This window comes from Rhizobium sp. Leaf371, from assembly GCF_001424045.1.
Lineage (GTDB): Bacteria > Pseudomonadota > Alphaproteobacteria > Rhizobiales > Rhizobiaceae > Ferranicluibacter.
In genome coordinates this window covers 101597-119363 of record NZ_LMQB01000012.1, presented here as the reverse complement: position 1 = coordinate 119363, position 17767 = coordinate 101597, and the positions used below count along the sequence as shown (strand labels likewise).

Genomic DNA, 17767 nt, shown 5'->3' with positions numbered 1-17767 from the left:
CCTGAAGAGGGCGCGTCAGCCGCCCCGGCGCAACTGCGCGATGGCGAGCAGCGAGTCGCCGCTGATCCCCGCACTCCCGGCCGACGAATTGAAGATCGCCAGCGCCGGAGAGGTGTCCGTGTCGTTTTCCAGGTCGTAGAGCGCGGTGAACCGCTTCATCAGCTTTTCGAGCTTTTCCGGATCGTGGAGATCCTTCACATCGAGAACGCGCTTGATGTAGTCGGCCTGAACGTCGACATCGGCGCTGCTCATCTCCTCCGGGATGCTGAAGGTGGTGCGCACGACCTGCATCAGCGGGGTATCGGCGAGGATATCGTAGACGGAGCCGATGCCGGAGGCCATGCGGCGGAAATAGAGCGCCAGGCGCACGCCTTCATTGTCCGCGCCCGTCTGCTCTTCCAGCGTCTGGTTGAAATAGAGGTCCTCCGTTTCCAGAAGCCCGCGGCGGGTCTGGATCTGGTTTTCCTGCGGGCGCACCGTCTTGCCGGTCGCATCGAAATTGAAGGAGGCGACGAGTTCGCGGTAGCGCGGGTCGGCCTCCGTGTTGATCAGGCTCTCCGGGTCGGAGAGATCGGAGGTGAAGACCGTCTTCAGATAGTCCTTCGGCACGGTCTTCGGATCGATGCCGGTGGCGACCAGGATGAAATCCGTCATGCGCGTGTTCTTCAGGAGATCGTCGAGCGTGCCGATCTTCTCCATCTCGGCGGCATAATATTTCGCCTCGGTCGTGGCGTCCGTCTTGTCCTTCTCGGTGCCGAACTGGCTCTTGGTCAGCACATAGGCCTTGGAGATCTGCAGGATTTCCGACTGCGACTGCGCGAGCTTCGGCGCGCCGATCTTGCCGTCGGTCTTGAAGTTGAAGGCATTGGTCAGCTTGACGTAGCGGTCGTCCTTCAACGAATTCACGTAGCTCTTCGGGTCGTTGACGTCGCTGGTCAGGATCAGGCGCAGTTCGCGCACGGTCTTGCCCTCGTTCTCCACGCCGAAGGCCGAGAGCGCGAGCTTCAGGGCCTGCGGATTGGACAGGAATGTATCGACCGTGTCGACCTTGCCGATCAGCGCCTTGTAGGACGAGATCAGGGTTTCGTCGGCCGCATCCGCCACGTCGTTGTAGCGGTTCATGTAGTTCGACGAGGCTTCCGCCGTCTGGGACGCGGTCTGAGCCGTCTCGCCCGAGGCCAGCGTTCCATCCGGCAGGAAGTTGAAGCCGGCGGCGAGCGTCTTGTAGGCGGCGTTGTTTTCGGCGCCCGTCGTGTTGGCATAGCTTGCGGGATCGTTGAGATCGCTCGTGATGATGGCCTTGAGCACCGTGGAAGACGTCGCGCGCGGAATGCCGTAGGCCGTGACGATAAAGGCGCGCATGCGGCTGTCGGCGAGCAGGTCGGTCGCGGTCGCGAAATCGTTGACGTGCGCCTCGAAGTAATCCTTGTTGATCAGCGCCCCGGTGCCGGTCAGACGCGGCGCGGAGGCAAAATGGAGCTCGCGCATCGACGCCTTGTCGCTGTCGCCGACGAGCGGGCCCGAGGCCGGCGCCGTGCCGTCGGTGTTGAATTTGAAGGCCGTCGCCATCGCCTTCAGATTGGTGGCAAGCGAGGCTGTGTAGTCCAGCTGCGCATATTCGCTCGACAGCGCCGACACATTGGCGGCAGTTTGCGATTCCGGCGGGAGTTCGGCATTGCGAGCGTCGTAGATCGCCTGCTGCTCGCTGATCTTTGCCTGGATGGCCGGCTGGTCGGCGCCGGGCTGGGACAGGCTCGCGGTCAGAGACGTGATCTGTGCTGCGGCCGAGGAACGCTCGTCATATTTCGCGACCAGTGCCTCGATCTCGGCACCGCGACCGGTGAGAGAACCTCCCGCGCTCTGCTGCAGCGTGTTGATATAGCTTGCGGGATCGTTGAGATCGCTCGTCAGGGCATCGCGGACCTGCGTGAAATTGTAACTGTCCGGATTGAGGTTGAAGAGCGGGAAGGCATAATCACGCAGCCGGTCGTTCTGGAGGAACTGGTCGACCGTCTTGATATTGCCGTCCTTGGTCATTGCGTCGAAATAGTTCACCTCGGTGTTCATCGCGCTGTCGGCATTGGCGATGTTGGTGTTGTAGAGACCGATCACCGCATCTTCCTGCGCGGTGGTCTGTGCCACCGTTGCCGACTTGTCGAAGCTGAAGGCCATCGCGAAATTGCGGTAACGATCGTCGGACAGCTGATTGGCGTAGCTCTTCTCGTCGGTGAGGTCGCTTTCCAGCACCTTCTTCATGAAGGCCTTGGCGTAGGTCATGTCCTCGAGGCCATGCGCCTTCATGGCATAGGAATAGAGACGGTAGTCGTCGAGGAAGGCCTCGACCGTGGTGACCTTGCCGATGTTGTCCTTGTAATACTGGGTATCGCGCTCGACGACCTTCTGCTGGGAGACGCGGTTGATGCTCTCCCGCATGTCCCGAACGATGAGATTGTAGTCGAGATAGGTCGATGCCATCTGCCGCCCTGTCGCTGCCGAATCCGCAGGCGCAGCGCGCGCCGCAAGGCACGCACCGGCACGCTGCGGCCATGTCGCGCCACCATGACGTCTGCTGCTTGCGCGAGGCTTTTTTGCGGAGAATGCGCGGGACCGCGTTGACGTCTTTTAAACCGTAAAGGCTCGACTTTTGCTAACCATCGGAGAATGCAAAGTTTTTTAACCGCGAATTTTAAGCGCTCTCAAACAGCCGCCGCCTATGTTGAGGTCATAGAAGACGAAAACGTCTCACTGAGAAAAGACCGGAAACCGGCTCTCATCGGTAAAACAAGGGCGAAATGACCATGCTGAAAACCGTTTCTCAACCTGCCTGGGTCGACACTGCACTGCGGCTCGACCCGAAGCGTTTCCCGCAACATGCAAGCTATGCACTGCCGGGCACACGGAGCAATGTGACGATCAGCCTCGACGAACGCGGCGCCGTCATGCGCAAGGTTCTGCCGTCGAGCGGCCTGCCGCTCTCCATCGCGCTGCCGGCGCGGGCCTTCAAGGGCGTTGCCGCCCGCGCCATCGATCATGGCGACGGCGACGTCACGGTCACGCTCGAACTGCATCATGACGATCCGGACCTGTGCGTTCCCCTGCTCGTCGCCCACGACCTTTCCGATATCGCCGCCGACTGGCGCGCCTGGTCGGAAGCCTATCGCATTCCCATGCTGATGGTGGAAGCCGACGGGGTTGCCCGGCCGCTCGACAATCATCTCGGCGAGGTGAAGACCCATGCGATCGTGCCGCGTCGTCGCCATTCGCTGCACGCCAAGCGCCGTCCGCGTTTCCTGATGCGCCGGACCACCGGCAGCCTCGGCGTGGTCATGAAGATCGACGGATCCGAGATCATCGCGCGCAGCTGATCTCTCCCGACCGGTTCTCCGGTGCTCCCTTCTCCAGTGCAGAAAGTCGGCCGTTCCCTGCGGCCGGCTTTTTGTTTGTGGAGAGAGGCCGTTCCGCTTTCCCGTTTCGGAACAATCCGGTCCTCGTTCCTGTTGGTCGTCGTGATAACGAGGATCCTCCCATGCCAGACGACAAGCAGACACCCGACACCGCTCCGAGCAAGCCGAAGACCGACGCCGAGCGCGAAGAGCTTCTGAAAGAAGCCGACCAGAACCGGGTCGACAGCGACGATGGCGAAGACGCGGTCGTGCCCGATCCGGCCAATGACTGGCCGGCCGCCTGAGGCCGATCGGAAAGTCGTTTTGCCGCAGTGTCCGTCAGCCGAAGCGATGCCGCTTCGGCTGACGGATCTAGATCAGCCGCACCAGGAAGGCGACCATGAGGCCTGCGAAGATAATCAGCCCGACCATGCCGTTGAAGCGGAAAAGGGTCATGCACTGCCCCGCATCGTGGATGTCGAGGACGAGGATCTGGTAGACCAGCATGACGGCAGCGGCCGCGAGCGCGAGATAGGCGAGCGCGCCGGCACCGGCGAGCGCGAAGGATAGGGCGAGCAGAACGACGGTGAGGCCGTAGAGCGCCACCAGCCACGGTTTTGGCCGTTCGCCGAAGCGACGCGCGGTCGAGCGGACGCCGACCAGCGCGTCGTCCTCCCGGTCCTGATAGGCATAGATGGTATCGTAGCCGACCGTCCAGGCGATGGCGGCGAGGTAGAGCACCAAGGGCGCTGCCGAGAGCTGGCCGAATTCCGCCGCCCAGCCCATGACCGCGCCCCAGGAAAAGGCCATGCCGAGGAAGAACTGCGGCCAGTCGGTGAAGCGCTTGGCAAAGGGATAGATGGCAACGAAGCCGAGCGAGAAAATGCCGAGCACGATGGCAAAGGCATTGAACTGCAGGAGGACGACGAGGCCGACCAGTGCCTGCAGCGCCATGAAGATCTTCGCATTCCGGCGCGACACCCGGCCGGACGGCAGCGGGCGCGAGCGCGTGCGGGCGACCGCGCCATCGATCGTCTCGTCGACGATGTCGTTATAGGTGCATCCCGCCCCGCGCATCGCGATCGATCCGATCAGAAACAGCACGAGATGCCAGAAGAGGCGCCCGACGGACACCGTTCCCGGAAGCATGGCCGCGTTGGCGGCGAGCGCGACCGCCCAGAAGCACGGCCACATCAGAAGCTGCCAGCCGATCGGCCGGTCCCACCGGGCAAGCTGGGCGTAAGGCCAGAGCGCGCGCGGCAGGATGCGATAGACCCAGTTGGTCGATGGCGCATCGAAGACGCGGCCGCTGTCGGAAGGCAGAGTGTTCATGCCCTCCTGTTTGCCGTCTCGCCCCGGCCCGGTCAACCCGCCTCGACATCCGATCAAAACGGCTGGAACGGTCCGATCAAAACGGCTTGACGATGACCAGGAGCACGATGAGCAACATGACCACGAGCACGATCGCGCCGGCATGGCGGGCGTAGGCCGGCGGGCTGCGGTTCGGGTCGGCCGCGGTGCGGCGCAGGGCGCCCGACAGCATGCCGTGCAGCGCCGAGAGGGCGACGACCAGCAGCAGCTTGGCATGGAGCCACGGCGCGGAGAACCAGTCTCCCTGCCAGGCGGCGATGATGCCGAACAGCCAGGTCAGACCCATGGCCGGCGATGTGACGCGTCCGTCCCAGCGCTTGACCGAGGCGATGACCGCGGTCTCGCGCTCGGTACGCGGACATTGCGCCCGCGCCAGCCAGAGATGGATCGCCGACAGGAGAACCATGCCGCCCATCCAGGCGACCATGCTGGCCACGTGAAGGGATTTGATCAGAAGATAACTCAAGGCGATGTCTCCTCGCTGGCGCCGTCGAGACCCGGATCGGTTCGACGGCCTGAATGATGGTTTCGACACGTCCGGGCAAGCGCCCGGCCGTTTGTCGTCCCGCAGGTTCTACAGGGAAAACCGCTGCGGTCGAACAGGCATTCGATGTCGCGCCCTTTGCAATTGCGCCCACCCGACCCGGTCGAGACCGGCCCGGTGCCCGACAGGGCCGCGATGGTCATTGCCTTGCGGACGCAAACACTTGACGTTGCTTGCCTCTTTCCCGCTTAAGGGTGTGGCAGCGTAAAGTTTCGGCAAGCTTTAGCGTCTATTCTCACGTACGACCATGGAAGGGACGCCGGATGCGACAGGGACTTGCAGCGACAACGCTTTTGCTCGGCCTTTTCGGCTGCACGACGCTGGCGCGGGCGGAAACGCTGAACCTTCTCATCTGGGAAGCCTATATCGACCAGGCCATTCTCGACGCCTGGACCGCCTCGACCGGCATTGCGGTGCGGCAGATTTATTTCGACAGCGGCGATGCACGCGACGAGATCCTCGCCGATCCCAACAGCAATATCGACCTCAGCGTCGTCGGCGAGAACGGCAGCGCCCTCTTCGGCAAGCGCGGCATCCTCGCGCCGATCGGCGAAGACAGCGTGCCGTCGCTGAAAGATTACAAGACGCAATGGACGGCGCGCTGCGGCGGATACGGGGCGCCCTACCTCTGGGGCACGATGGGAATCGTCTATCGCTCCGACAAGGTCACGACGACGCCCACCTCCTGGAAGGACCTCATGCAGCCGGCGCCGGCGCTGAAGAAGCACATCGCCATGTACGACGATCACAACGAGGCTTTCATCGCGCCCCTGATCATGCTCGGCAAGTCGATCAATGCCAATGACAGCGAGACGCTGAAGCTGGCCTTCGAACTGATGAAGGCGCAGGCGCCGTCGGTTCTGACCTACGACTACGTCATCACCTCCATCGACAATCCCGATTACGGGCGCGAGATCTACATGGCGCTCGCCTATAGCGGCGACCAGAAGGTGCTGAACGAGAAGATGGGAACGTCCGGCGTCTGGCGCTATGCCGTGCCGCAGGAGGGCACGCTCTCCTGGCTCGACTGCCTGGCCGTCACCGCTTCCTCGCCCCGCAAGGCGCAGGCGATGAAGCTGCTCGACTATATCCTTTCCGCCAAGAGCGCCGCCCTGAACGCGCAGACGCTCGGCATGCCCGCGTCCAGCACCGCAGCGCTCGCGCTCATTCCCGATACGATCAAGGCCGACCCGGCGATCTACACGCCCGAGGACATCCTCAAGAAAAGCCAGTACCAGACGGAGCTTTCGGTTTCCTCGATCCAGACCCGACGCCGGATCATCAGCGCCATGGCCAACTTCCAGTGACACTCGGCAAGCGCGCAGTCTTCCTGATTTTTCCGATCGTCCTCGCCGGATATCTCCTGGCGGCAAGCCTCGTCTATGTCGTCGAGAGCAAGGCGCTGCTGTCGCTCGAAAAGGCACGCCTCTCCCAGCAGCTCGACCATGCCGAGGCGCTGTTCCGCACCGACGCGAACCAGAGCCGCAGCTTCCTCTATTCGCTACTGGAGGGAAATGCCGTTCGCCTGTTCGTGTCCGAGCCGGACGACAGCTATCGCAACAATGCGCTGTCGCTGCGCATCCAGGCGTCGATCCGGTCTCTGTCGGACGATCCGCGCGCCTATGTCTCCTTCTCGATCCTGCAGCCGGACCTCTCGATCGGCTACTACTTCGAGAACAGCGACGATCCCTTCGCCGAGGTCAGCCCGGCACAGATGCAGCTGGCGCAGGCGCTGGCAAAGAGCGAGGTCCTGCGCAACTGGACGTTCCTCGACGGGGGCACGGGCGCGAGCGCTGGGGAAAAGCGGCCGCTGCTCGTCTATTCCGAATATATCGATCCCACGACCTTCAGCCGGGCGCTGCCGAGCAACCGGACCCGGGCGCTTCTCGTCCAGGTCGCCATCCAGCCGGACCAGTTCCTGGCAATGCTGCAATCGCTGAAAACCGAATACGGCGCCGAGCCGCTGCTGACGACGCAGGTTCTGACCGAGACGGATGCGGATGCGCTCTCCGCCTCGGTCGAGCTGATCCCGCAATTGCACCTGACGCTGCGCATTTCCGACGCCTATGCCTCGAGCGCGATGGGGCAGCTGAAGCTGGTGCTGGGGATCGGCACCATCGGCATGAGCCTTCTTTCCATCGGCCTGATGATCGCGCTCATCCGCCGCTTCATCACCGATCCGATCGCCGCGCTCGACCAGCAGGTGACGGCGGTGATGGACGAGCGGACCGAGCAGATCGTCGATGTCGGCGGCGACGGCGAGATCGGCCGGTTGACCGGCAATATCAAGAAGCTGCACGACCAGTCGTCGAGCGCGCTGCGCCGCGTGCAGGAGGCCTCCTGGACGGACGCGCTGACGGGTATGCTGAACCGTGGCCGCTTCAACATGCTCGCCGGCCGCATCGTGCAGCACGCGGTCGATGGCCATGGCAGTGCCGCCCTCCTCTTCATCGACATCGACCACTTCAAGTTCGTCAACGACAAGTACGGCCACGAGGTCGGCGACGCGCTGCTGCGCATTTTCGCGGCGCGGGTGCGCGACGCCATCGCGCCGATCATGACGCGTCGCGGGCTGCCGGGCGCTATCCTGGCCCGCCTGTCGGGCGACGAGTTCGCCGTTCTCATCCAGGCGGAGCCCGGCACCGGCGCGATCCGCGAGACCTGCGACGCGATCCTTTCCCTGTTTGCCCAAGGCTTCGAGGTGCAGGACAAGGTGCATCCCGTCACCGCCAGCATCGGCGTCGCCATCTGCCCGCTGGATGCGGAAAGCGTTGCCGAACTGATCTCCAATGCCGATGCGGCGATGTACCAGGCCAAGACCAGCGGCAAGAACCGCTCGTCGCGCTTCTCGCGCGCGCTGCAGGACAAGCGCGACCGGGTGCGCCAGATCCAGGACGAGCTGCGCGTGCTCGACCCGGACGAGCAGTTCCACCTCGTCTATATGCCGATCGTGGACCAGAGGGGCACCGTCACCGGCTGCGAGGCGCTGCTGCGCTGGACCTCGCCGACGCTCGGCCGCGTGACGCCCGACGAGTTCGTGCCGATCGCGGAAAGCTCCGGCCAGTTCACCAAGATCGACTGGTGGGTGGTCTCCCGCGCCATGGCCGATTACGACAAGATCCGCGCCATGTTCGGGCCGCAGGCGGTGCTGGCGATCAACATCTCCTCGGCCGAGCTGCATTCGCGCAGCATCGGCGACCATTTTACCCGCGAAGCCGCCCGCCATGGCATCGCGCCCGACCGGATCGAGATCGAGCTGACCGAGACCTTCGCCGTCAAGCTCGGCGACCAGCTGCATCGCAACATCGAAGCGCTGCGCAGCCGCGGCTTCCGCATTTCGATCGACGATTTCGGCGCGGGCTACACCTCCGTGCAGCAGATCATCGAATACACCGCCGACACGATCAAGCTCGACCGGGCGATCGTCGAGACCATGGCGACGGCAGACCTCTCCCCCGCCCTGACGGCGCTGATCGCGCTCTGCCATGCGCGCGGCATGTCGGTCATCGGCGAGGGGGTCGACAGCGTCGAGAAGGTCGATTTCCTCACCCGTGCCGGCTGCGACCACTTCCAGGGCTACCTCATCTCCAAGCCGCTGGCGCTGGACGAGCTCGGCATCTGGGCGCTGCAGCAGGTGCGCGAGACAGGGATGGGGCTGCCGGACGAGCGTCCGCTGACCTACGTCCCGCGCGCCCGCGGCACGCTGCGTCTCCTCTAGCTTCAGACGCAGCGCGACAAGCCTGAGCGGGTGCAGAAACCATTTTTCCTTGACCCGGCGGGAGCGCCGCTCTAACCGCAACAGCAAGGTTTGCTTCCCCGGTTGCTTCCCGCGTTTGCTTTAAGGACGAGATACGATGAAGGTATTGCTGATCGGTTCGGGCGGGCGCGAACATGCCCTGGCTTGGAAGCTTGCCCAGTCGCCCCGCCTCACCCAGCTTTTCGCCGCCCCCGGAAATCCGGGCATTGCCGATGTGGCGACGCTGATCGAGATCGACGTGGAGAACCACGAGGCCGTTCTCTCCTTCTGCCTCAGCGCCGGGATCGAGTTCGTCGTGGTCGGCCCCGAGGCGCCGCTGGTGGCCGGCCTTGCCGACATGCTGCGGGCGGAAAACATCCTCGTCTTCGGCCCCTCGCAGGCGGCAGCCCAGCTCGAGGGCTCCAAGGGGTTCACCAAGGATATCTGCGCCCGCTACGACATTCCGACCGGTGCCTATCGCCGGTTTACGGAGGCCGCCCCGGCCATCGCCTATATTCACGAGCAGGGTGCGCCGATCGTCATCAAGGCGGACGGGCTTGCAGCCGGCAAGGGCGTCACGGTCGCCATGACCGTCGCGGAGGCCGTCGATGCGGTCGAGGCCTGCTTCTCCGGCTCGTTCGGAGCGGCCGGTGCCGAGGTCGTGGTCGAGGCCTTTCTGGACGGCGAGGAGGCGAGTTTCTTCTGCCTCTGCGACGGCAAGACCGCGCTGCCGCTCGGCTCCGCGCAGGACCACAAGCGCGTCGGCGAAGGCGATACGGGCCCGAACACCGGCGGCATGGGCGCCTACTCCCCCGCCCCGGTGATGAGCGACGACATGGTCGAGCGCACGATGCGCGAGATCATCGCGCCGACGCTCGCCGGCATGGCCGAGAGCGGGCATCCGTTCGAAGGCGTGCTGTTTGCCGGGCTGATGATCACCGAAAAGGGTCCGGAACTGATCGAGTACAATGTGCGCTTCGGCGATCCGGAATGCCAGGTGCTGATGATGCGGCTGAAGAGCGACCTGCTGCCGCTGCTGCTCGCATCCGCGACCGGCGGGCTGGCCGGCCTTGAGGCGGACTGGCGCGAGGAGACGGCGCTGACCGTGGTGATGGCCTCCAAGGGCTATCCCGCAGCCTATGACAAGGGCACACCCATCGCCGCGCTGCCGCCGGAAGAGGCGGCGATGAAGGTGTTTCACGCGGGCACGGCGCTGAAGGACGGCGCGCTGGTCGCGACCGGCGGACGCGTGCTCAACGTGACCGCCATCGGCGACACGGTGGAAGCGGCGCGGGATGCGGCCTATGCCGCCGTCGACAAGGTTTCCTGGGACAACGGCTTCTGCCGGCGGGACATCGGCTGGCGCGCGATCGGCCGCACCGCCTGAACGCGGTTCCCGTCGAGGGCCGCATTTTCGCGCCGTTCATTCAAATTTTACCAATTCTCCTGACGGGACCGTAACCGCGGACCTTTATCGTGCTCCCAGATATGTGGGAGACACTGATGCGCGGATTTCTGCTGGCGAGCATCGCCTTTGCCTCGGCCATCCCGGCCCTGACCGCTTTTTCGGCCACGGCCTCGTCGCTCGAATACCTGCACGCGCCGCCGACCTCGACGCCGAGCGTGACGATGATGCCGTGCACCGCGTGTCCGGCCCTCAAGCCCGATGCGCGTGAGGTGACCTATGTCGTGCCCGCGCTCGAGCCCGGCACGGATCGAAGCGAACTCAAGGAAATCAACGGCGAAATGAAGATCGTCCGGGCGGAAGCCTGGCTCGGCGGCTCGCCCGTGACCTTCGTCAGCAAGGCATCGGACGCGGATATCAAGCTTGCGCGCGGCGAGCCGGCTCAGCCTGCCCTTGCAATCCATACAGTGGCGATCAATGCGACGGCGATCGGTGCGGTCGGCGGCAGCGCGGCGGCGGAAACCGGCATGAACGTCGCGGTGGACACGGCGATGACCACGGCGTCGCTCAGCCCGAAGACGGCGATCTCGATCGCTTCGGCCTCGGTGGCCTCGGCCTCAAGCGTTTCCGCAGAGCCGAGCAGCCCTCCGCCGGCCGCCGAATCGTCTTCACACGATTTTGATGGGCAAAGCCTTCAGCTTCGGTTAAACTGATTGCGACTTCCAGTCCCTGCCCTCGCCGGCCTCCAGGCCTCACGGGCAAGCGCCTTGTCAAAAGGCAGAAAATTGCGTCCCTGAGAGAAGCAGGGGCGCAATTTTTTTTGTCGGCTATGGCCGTTCCCGATCGAAACGATCGATGTCGGCCGCCATCAATCTCCGCCGCCATCAATCTCGGCCGCCATCAATCTCTGCAACAAGGGTGTCGATCTCGTGATCGGCAAAGACCCGGATGCCGTTGCGGCGCAGAAGTGCTGCGGCCACGCCCTCGCCGGCCTGCTTTCGGCCAGCAAAGCCGCCATCGTAAATGCTGCGCGACCCGCAAGACGGGCTGCCGTCGATCAGCAGCGCGTGGGTGCAGCCGGTCGCGCGCGCCAGGGCCAGCGCATTTTCCGCCGCCTGCCGGAAGCCGTCGGTGATATCGGCGCCGGTCGCCTCGATGACGTGGGCCTCGCCCGCGAGCACATCCGCGCCGCTGCGGCCATCCGCGATTTCGGCGGGCGGGCGCGGCACGGGCATGCCGGCCGACATTTCCGGACAGATCGTCACCAGACGGCCTTCGGCCTGCCAGCGATCGAGCGCGGCATGGCGCAGCGGCTTCGCCTTGCCGTCATAGCGGACGGCATGACCCATGAGGCAGGCGCTGACGAGAATCTTTGACCCCGCGCCCACTGCTCCGCTCAGCCTGCAATGCGCGAGAAATCCGCAACCGTGCCGGTGGCGGCGCGGATGCGGCCGAGCAATGCCAGGCGGTTCGCCCGGATTGCGGGGTTCTCGTCATTGACGAGGACATCGGCGAAGAACCGGTCGATCGGCGCCCGCAGCGTCGAGAGCGCTTCCATGGCGGCGCGGAAATCCTCGCGCGCGACCGCTTCGGCCGCAGTCGATGTCGCGGTGCCGACCGCGGCATAGAGCTCGCCTTCCGCCGGCAAAGCGAACAGAGCGGGATCGACCATGTCCATGATCACGGCGCCCTTCTTCTCTTCGGCCGCCAGAAGCTGCGTCGCGCGCTTGGTGCCGGCGAGCAGGTTCAGCCCCTCCTCCGACGTCACGAACGCCGTCAGCGCCTCGACCCGGCGAGCGACCATCAGAAGGTCGTCGTTGGCGGATGCGGCCTGCCCCTCATCCGCCCTCCGGGCACCTTCTCCCCGCAGGCGGGGAGAAGGGGAGGAGAACGCAGAGGCTGCCGCTTCCTTCTCCCCGCCTGCGGGGAGACGGTGGCCCGAAGGGACGGATGAGGGGCCAGCCGCAAGCACGGCATCGATCAGGTCATGCCGCGCGCCGAGGTCGCGGAGATAGACTTTCAGGCGGTCGTGGAAGAAGGAAAGGAGGTCGGATGACTCTTCAAAATCAAACTTGAACGAATGGAGTGTCAGGCGAATGCCTTCCTTCGCTTTTTCAACCGCCTGCGATTGCCAGTGTGGCTTTAACGTTCTCAGAGGCCCCTTGAGATCAATGCCGCCATTGCTGTTATCCTGAATGGTCGCAAGCGAATCCTGTATCACACGGGGACCATGCGAACTGAAAACGTGCGAAAGGCTCAAGCGGATTTTCCGCTCGAAGATGATTCTGAGCACACCCAAAGCGTGACGGCGCAGTTGATAGGGGTCCTTGGAACCGGTCGGCTTCTCCTCGATAGCCCAGAAACCAACAAGCGTATCCAGCTTGTCCGCCAAGGCAAGAGTTGATGCAACCGCATCCGTCGGCACGACATCCGTCGGGCCCTGGGGCTTGCGGTGTTCGGCGATTGCGGTGGCCACGGTTTCGGTTTCGCCCTGCAGCAGCGCATATTTGCGGCCCATGATGCCCTGGAGTTCGGGGAACTCGCCGACGGCTTCGGTGCGCAGGTCGGCTTTCGCGAGCACCACGGCGCGATCGACCAGCGCCGGGTCCGCGCCGGTGACGGCGCAGAGATCGGCGGCGAGTGCGCGGATGCGCTGCACCCGTTCGCCCTCGGTGCCGAGCTTGGCGTGGAACGTCACGTTGAGCGCGTCGAGCTTGGCCATCCGCTGGTCGAGCGGCTTTGAAAGGTCGAGGTCGAATTTTTCGGCCGAGGGGCGCAGGGTTTCGAGATCCGGCAGGTCGCCCTGGTCGCGGGTCCAGAAATGGCGGGCGTCGGAGAGGCGGGCGCGGACGACCTTGCCGTTGCCGTGGACGATCTCCTTGCCGCCGTCCTTCGCCTCGATGTTGGAGACGAGGATGAAGTGGTTGGAGAGGGTCTCCTCGCCCGGGCGCCGCGTGACGAAGCACTTCTGGTTGGTCTTGATGGTGAGGCGGATGATCTCGGAGGGGATCGACAGGTCGCCTTCGTCGAAGGTGCCCATCAGCACGACCGGCCATTCGACCAGGCCCGAGACCTCTTCGAGCAGGCCGGCGTCCTCGACCAGTTCCAGGCCGCTTGCGAAAGCCAGATTGCCGGCGTCGGCGGCGATGATCTCCTTGCGGCGCTCGGCATCGAGCACGACCTTGGCCTTGTCCAGCTTCTCGACATAATCGGAGAAGCGGCGCACCGTGAACGCATCCGGCGCGTGGAAGCGGTGGCCATAGGTGACGTTGCCGGCGACCAGACCGTCGACCTCGAAGGCGATGACCTGGGTCTCCTCGTTTTCAGGGCCGAAGGTGCAGACGATCGACTGCAGCGGGCGCACCCAGCGCAGCGCGCCGGGACGGGTGGAGGCGACGCCCGAGCGCATGGAGCGCGGCCAGGGGAAATTGCGGATGATGCCCGGCATGACGTCGGCGACGATCTCCTCGGCGCCGCGGCCGGGCTTCACCAGATGCGCGACGTAGAAATCGCCCTTCTTCGGATCGGAATGCACATGCGCCTCCGCGATCGAGCCGAGGCCTGCGGCGCGCAGAAAGCCTTCGATGGCCTTTTCGTTGGCGTCGGTGCGCGGGCCCTTCTTCTCCTCGCGCACATCGGCCGAGCGGGCGGTGACGCCGCGAATGTCGAGCGTCAGGCGGCGCGGCGTCCAGTATTCGCGGGCGCCCTCATAGGTCAGCCCGGCCTCGACCATGGCGTCCGTCAAGAGCTTCTTCAGGTCGCCGGCAGCCTTGCGCTGCATGCCGGCAGGGATTTCCTCGGAGCGAAGTTCAAGCAGAAGATCGGGCATGGCACTCAGACTTTTCGATGAAGCGAACGGATGCCCGTCGCCTTAGCAATCCCGGCCGGAAAAGTCACCAGGAGAGGCGCGGTTTGGCCGCCTTGTTTGCCAGCCCCATTTGCCCGGTATCACGACCGCCTACCAGCCGCCGCCGCCGCCGCCGCCGCCACCGCCGCCGGAAAAGCCGCCGCCGGAGGAGAAGCCCGAGCTGGAACTTTTCGGCGACGGGGGAAGCGAGGACTGCATGGCGCCGGCCATGGAGCCGGCAAAGCCGCCCATGCGATCGCCGAAGCCGCCATAACCGCCCTGGCCGGAATACCAGACGGGCGTGTAGGCGGCGGCACCGGCCGCGGCGGTCGCGAGCCAGGCGTCGAAGGTCTTCGACCAGGGTTTTTCCACCCCCAGCGCCACGGCATAGGGCAACAGGGTTTCATAATGCTTCGGCGACATGGTGGGCGCGCCGGCCATGTTCATGCGCTCCTGCTCGGCCAGCGTCAGATATTGCCTCAGGCCGGCGATATGGGCCGACAGGCGGGCGCCGACCGGCGTCGGGGCGCCCATGAGAAACAGGAAGACGAGATTGACGAGCACGATGCCGCCGATGCCGGCGAGCAGCGGGAGCTGGTGCGTTTCCACCGCATCGAAGGCGATGGAGGCGACGAGGCCGCCGAAGACGGTCACCCCGACGAAGCCGATGACCGTCAGCACGACGATGCCGGCGATGCGCCCGGCAAAGCTCGATTTGCGGCGGATGGAACGGCCGAAGACGGCAATGAAGATGGCGACGAAGACCGCGATGATCACGGGCACGATGACGATGGCCGCACCCGCATCGTCGAGCGTTCCGAGCACGAGGATCGCCAGGATGAAGACGATGGACAGCGCGATGCCCGCAATGATCGCGCCGATATTCGCCTTGTAGTATTTGCCGCGATGCTCGCTTTCCATCGCCTTGCGGAAGGCGTCTCCGGCTTTCTGCACGGCGGGGCCGTTCTCCCGGTCGATGACCAGCCGGCCGCCGGCCGCCTCCACGGCGCGCATCAGGGCGGCCTCGCCGGTCGGCAGCGTGTCGGTTGCCGCTTTTCCCGTGGGCGTCTTGCCGGTGGCGGCGATGACGAGCGCGCTCTTCAGATCCTCCAGAACCACGCGGCCGGTGACGGCGAGGTTGAGGGCTGCGGCCGAGATCGCGGTCCAGCCGCCATCGGCAAAGCCGCGATTATCGATATAGTTGACGAGCGCCGGCGAGGCGTTTTCGGGCGGGTCCCAGCGCGGCACGACGACGCCGCCATCCGGATCGCGCCCGGCACGCCGCCAGATCCAGCCATAATAGACCGCGACGACCAGAAGGCCGACGCCGGCCAGGATCGCGGCCATGTTTTCCTGCCACCAGGCCGCGCGCAGCTGCGCCTCGCTCGGCGGTGCGATCACACCCTTCTTGAGGCGCATGACAATGGTCAGGCCCTCGTTCGGACCGAGCGGCTGCGTGGTGCGAAACGTCGCGCCATTGCCGGCCGGAGACCCGCGCGCGTTCTTTTCCTTGGAGCCATAGGCGCCGGTAAAGACATTCAGCGCCTGCGGCCGCGCGCCGCCCGGCAGCAGCACCGTGGCGCTCGCCTCGTCGATCGGGAAGGCCCAGCCGGTTCCCGTGACGTTCCAGAAAAGCTCGTCGTGATCCTCGAAATAGCGGATCTGGCGGTCGGTGGTGTAGGTCAGCGCGAAGGTGTGGACGCCCGGCTCCAGGAAGACATCCTTGTCGCCGGTGTAGATGCGGATGCCGCCGTCGATGTTTTCGGTGCGCGAGGGCTCGGACTGCCCGTCGCGCTCGACCGAAACGAGATTGAAGCCGACGCGGTGCGTGCGGCCATCGTCAGTTGCGTAGGTCAGCGGGAAATCGCGGTAGATGCCGCGCTTGATGAGGTTGCCATCGGCGATCGCGCGGATGGTCTCGGTGACGGTGAGCGTGCCGTCGCGGGCGACCTCGATCTGCGCGTCGTAGGAGAGGATGCGCTCTTCGGCCGCGGCCGGACCGGCGGTGAGACCCGCGAGCAGGAGAAGGGCGAGCAGGAGAAGGGCGACGCCGAGCCCTGCGACGAAGCGCGACAGGCGCGATGCGGTCTCCCGCGCCTGCGCCATGCGTGCCACCAACCCCGTCCGGACCGTGTCTCCCGCGTGCCGCATCGGATCAGGCCGACCGCAGGGTCATGTCGACGCCGAGCGAGGCGAGCGCGTCCCAATAATCCGGATAGGTCTTGCCGACGCAATCCGGATCGAGAATGGCGATGCCGCCGATCTTCAGGCCCGCCAGCGCGAAGCTCATGGCGATGCGGTGATCGGCGAAGGTGTCGATCTCGGCCGGCAGGATCTGCCCGGCAAGGCCCGGATCGGAGGCGACCAGCAGGTCGTCGCCCTCTTCGGTCGCCAGGCCCGCGCGGATGTTCGACAGGCCGAGCGACAGCGCGCGCACGCGGTCGCATTCCTTGACGCGCAGATTGGCGATGCCGGTGAAGCGCACCGGGGTTTCGTTGAAGGCGGCGAGCACGGCGAGCGTCGGCACCGCATCCTGCATCTGCGACCCGTCGATGACGGCAGGGAGATGGGGGAACCGGGCGATGACGTCATGCGCGCGGGCATCCGGCTGCGAGAACTCCGCCGTGGGCACGCCGAGATCGATGCGGCCGCCGGTAAGCTTTTCCATCGCCCAGAGATAGGTGGCGGCCGAGGCGTCGGGCTCGATGCGGAAATCGGCTGCGGTGTAGCCCGTGGGCCAGACGCGCCAGACGGAGGACGAGGCCTGCTCGACGCGGGCGCCGAAGGCCCGCATGGCGGCAAGCGTCAGGTCGATATAGCCCCGCGCGCCGATCTCGTCGCCGGCGAGCACGATTTCGAGCGGCTCTCCGGTGTCGCCCGACGAGGCCGCACCGGCTGCGGCCATCAGCAGGGCGGAGACGTACTGGCTCGACAGGCCGGCATCGATTTCGACGCGGCGGCCGGGGATGCGGCCCTTGCCGGTGACGGTGACGGGCGGGCAGCCGGTCTCGGCCGAGATCTCGACGCCGAGCGAGCGCAGCGCATCGACCAGAGGCGCGATCGGCCGCTTGCGCATGTGCGGGTCGCCATCGACGATCACGGTGCCGTCGACCAGGGCGGCGGCGGCGGTGAGAAATCGGGTCGCCGTGCCGGCATTGCCGAGGAAGAGCGGTGCGGGAGGCGCCGCAAGGCGGCCGGTGCCGGTGACGACGAAGGTGGTGGGATCGGGCTCGCGGACCTCGACGCCCATGGCGCGCAAGGCCTCGGCCATGTAGCGCGTATCGTCGCTGCGCAGGGCCCCCGTCAGCCTGCTCGTGCCATGGGCAAGGCCCGCCAGCAGCAGCGCGCGATTGGTGATCGATTTCGAACCGGGCGGGCTGACGGCACCGACCAGCGGATGGGTCGGCGGCGTGATGGTCAGGGCTTTCTGCATCGCGGTCTTGTGCGCCGGCTTCTCGGCCGGCTTCTGGGCTGTCGTCTG

13 protein-coding genes are annotated in these 17767 nt (G+C 65.4%); 6 read left to right on the top strand and 7 right to left on the bottom strand.

Translation table 11 applies throughout. From position 1 onward, the window contains the following. Positions 1-15: 15 nt before the first annotated feature. A complete protein-coding gene (locus ASG39_RS08575) occupies positions 16-2475 on the bottom strand; it encodes a DUF1217 domain-containing protein (protein WP_062594599.1) in 2460 nt (819 codons plus the stop codon). Between the two features lie 323 nt (positions 2476-2798). On the opposite strand from ASG39_RS08575, the gene ASG39_RS08570 reads away from it, so the two are divergent. Together ASG39_RS08570 and ASG39_RS23750 are read left to right on the top strand one after the other, a co-directional pair. Further along, positions 2799-3365 (top strand): DUF6101 family protein, encoded by a 567-nt coding sequence (locus ASG39_RS08570; RefSeq protein WP_082477128.1) that lies wholly within the window; start codon positions 2799-2801, stop codon positions 3363-3365. Between the two features lie 161 nt (positions 3366-3526). Further along, positions 3527-3688 carry a hypothetical protein gene (locus ASG39_RS23750; protein WP_156468078.1) on the top strand — a complete coding sequence of 54 codons (162 nt, stop codon included), beginning with the start codon at positions 3527-3529 and terminating at the stop codon, positions 3686-3688. Positions 3689-3755: 67 nt separating this feature from the next. Here ASG39_RS23750 and ubiA read toward each other — a convergent pair whose 3' ends face one another. Further along, positions 3756-4715 carry a 4-hydroxybenzoate octaprenyltransferase gene (gene ubiA, locus ASG39_RS08565; protein WP_062594597.1) on the bottom strand — a complete coding sequence of 320 codons (960 nt, stop codon included), beginning with the start codon at positions 4713-4715 and terminating at the stop codon, positions 3756-3758. Positions 4716-4791: 76 nt separating this feature from the next. Beyond that, positions 4792-5220 (bottom strand): CopD family protein, encoded by a 429-nt coding sequence (locus ASG39_RS08560; protein WP_062594596.1) that lies wholly within the window; start codon positions 5218-5220, stop codon positions 4792-4794. Positions 5221-5561: 341 nt separating this feature from the next. Between ASG39_RS08560 and ASG39_RS08555 the strand changes: the two genes are divergently transcribed. From ASG39_RS08555 to ASG39_RS08540, 4 genes are all read left to right on the top strand, one after another. Beyond that, the gene (locus ASG39_RS08555) at positions 5562-6605 is read left to right on the top strand and encodes a spermidine/putrescine ABC transporter substrate-binding protein (RefSeq protein WP_062594595.1); all 1044 of its coding nucleotides are present in this window, start codon (positions 5562-5564) and stop codon (positions 6603-6605) included. Then, complete coding sequence (locus ASG39_RS08550) at positions 6602-9016, top strand: bifunctional diguanylate cyclase/phosphodiesterase (protein ID WP_082477078.1); 2415 nt, start codon at positions 6602-6604, stop codon at positions 9014-9016. Before ASG39_RS08555 ends, ASG39_RS08550 begins: the two co-directional genes overlap by 4 nt. Positions 9017-9152: 136 nt before the next feature. Beyond that, the gene (purD, locus tag ASG39_RS08545; RefSeq protein ID WP_062594594.1) at positions 9153-10421 is read left to right on the top strand and encodes a phosphoribosylamine--glycine ligase; all 1269 of its coding nucleotides are present in this window, start codon (positions 9153-9155) and stop codon (positions 10419-10421) included. 116 nt (positions 10422-10537) lie between these two features. Further along, a complete protein-coding gene (locus ASG39_RS08540) occupies positions 10538-11152 on the top strand; it encodes a plant virulence effector HPE1-like domain-containing protein (RefSeq protein ID WP_062594593.1) in 615 nt (204 codons plus the stop codon). A 171-nt stretch (positions 11153-11323) separates the two neighbouring features. Here the strand turns inward: ASG39_RS08540 and ASG39_RS08535 are convergent, their stop codons facing one another. The 4 genes from ASG39_RS08535 to ASG39_RS08520 all read right to left on the bottom strand — a co-directional run bounded on the left by ASG39_RS08535 (position 11324) and on the right by ASG39_RS08520 (position 17719). Continuing rightward, positions 11324-11827, bottom strand: coding sequence for a DUF523 domain-containing protein (locus tag ASG39_RS08535; protein ID WP_277995961.1), 504 nt, complete (start codon positions 11825-11827; stop codon positions 11324-11326). Positions 11828-11835: 8 nt separating this feature from the next. Further along, positions 11836-14268 carry a glycine--tRNA ligase subunit beta gene (gene glyS, locus ASG39_RS08530; RefSeq protein ID WP_062594592.1) on the bottom strand — a complete coding sequence of 811 codons (2433 nt, stop codon included), beginning with the start codon at positions 14266-14268 and terminating at the stop codon, positions 11836-11838. A gap of 129 nt (positions 14269-14397) precedes the next feature. Continuing rightward, positions 14398-16392: a DUF2207 domain-containing protein gene (locus tag ASG39_RS08525; protein ID WP_082477077.1), complete on the bottom strand. Its 1995-nt coding sequence runs from the start codon at positions 16390-16392 to the stop codon at positions 14398-14400. A 49-nt stretch (positions 16393-16441) separates the two neighbouring features. Further along, on the bottom strand, positions 16442-17719 hold the full coding sequence (locus ASG39_RS08520) for a 3-phosphoshikimate 1-carboxyvinyltransferase (RefSeq protein WP_062594911.1): 1278 nt from the start codon (positions 17717-17719) through the stop codon (positions 16442-16444). Positions 17720-17767: the final 48 nt, after the last annotated feature.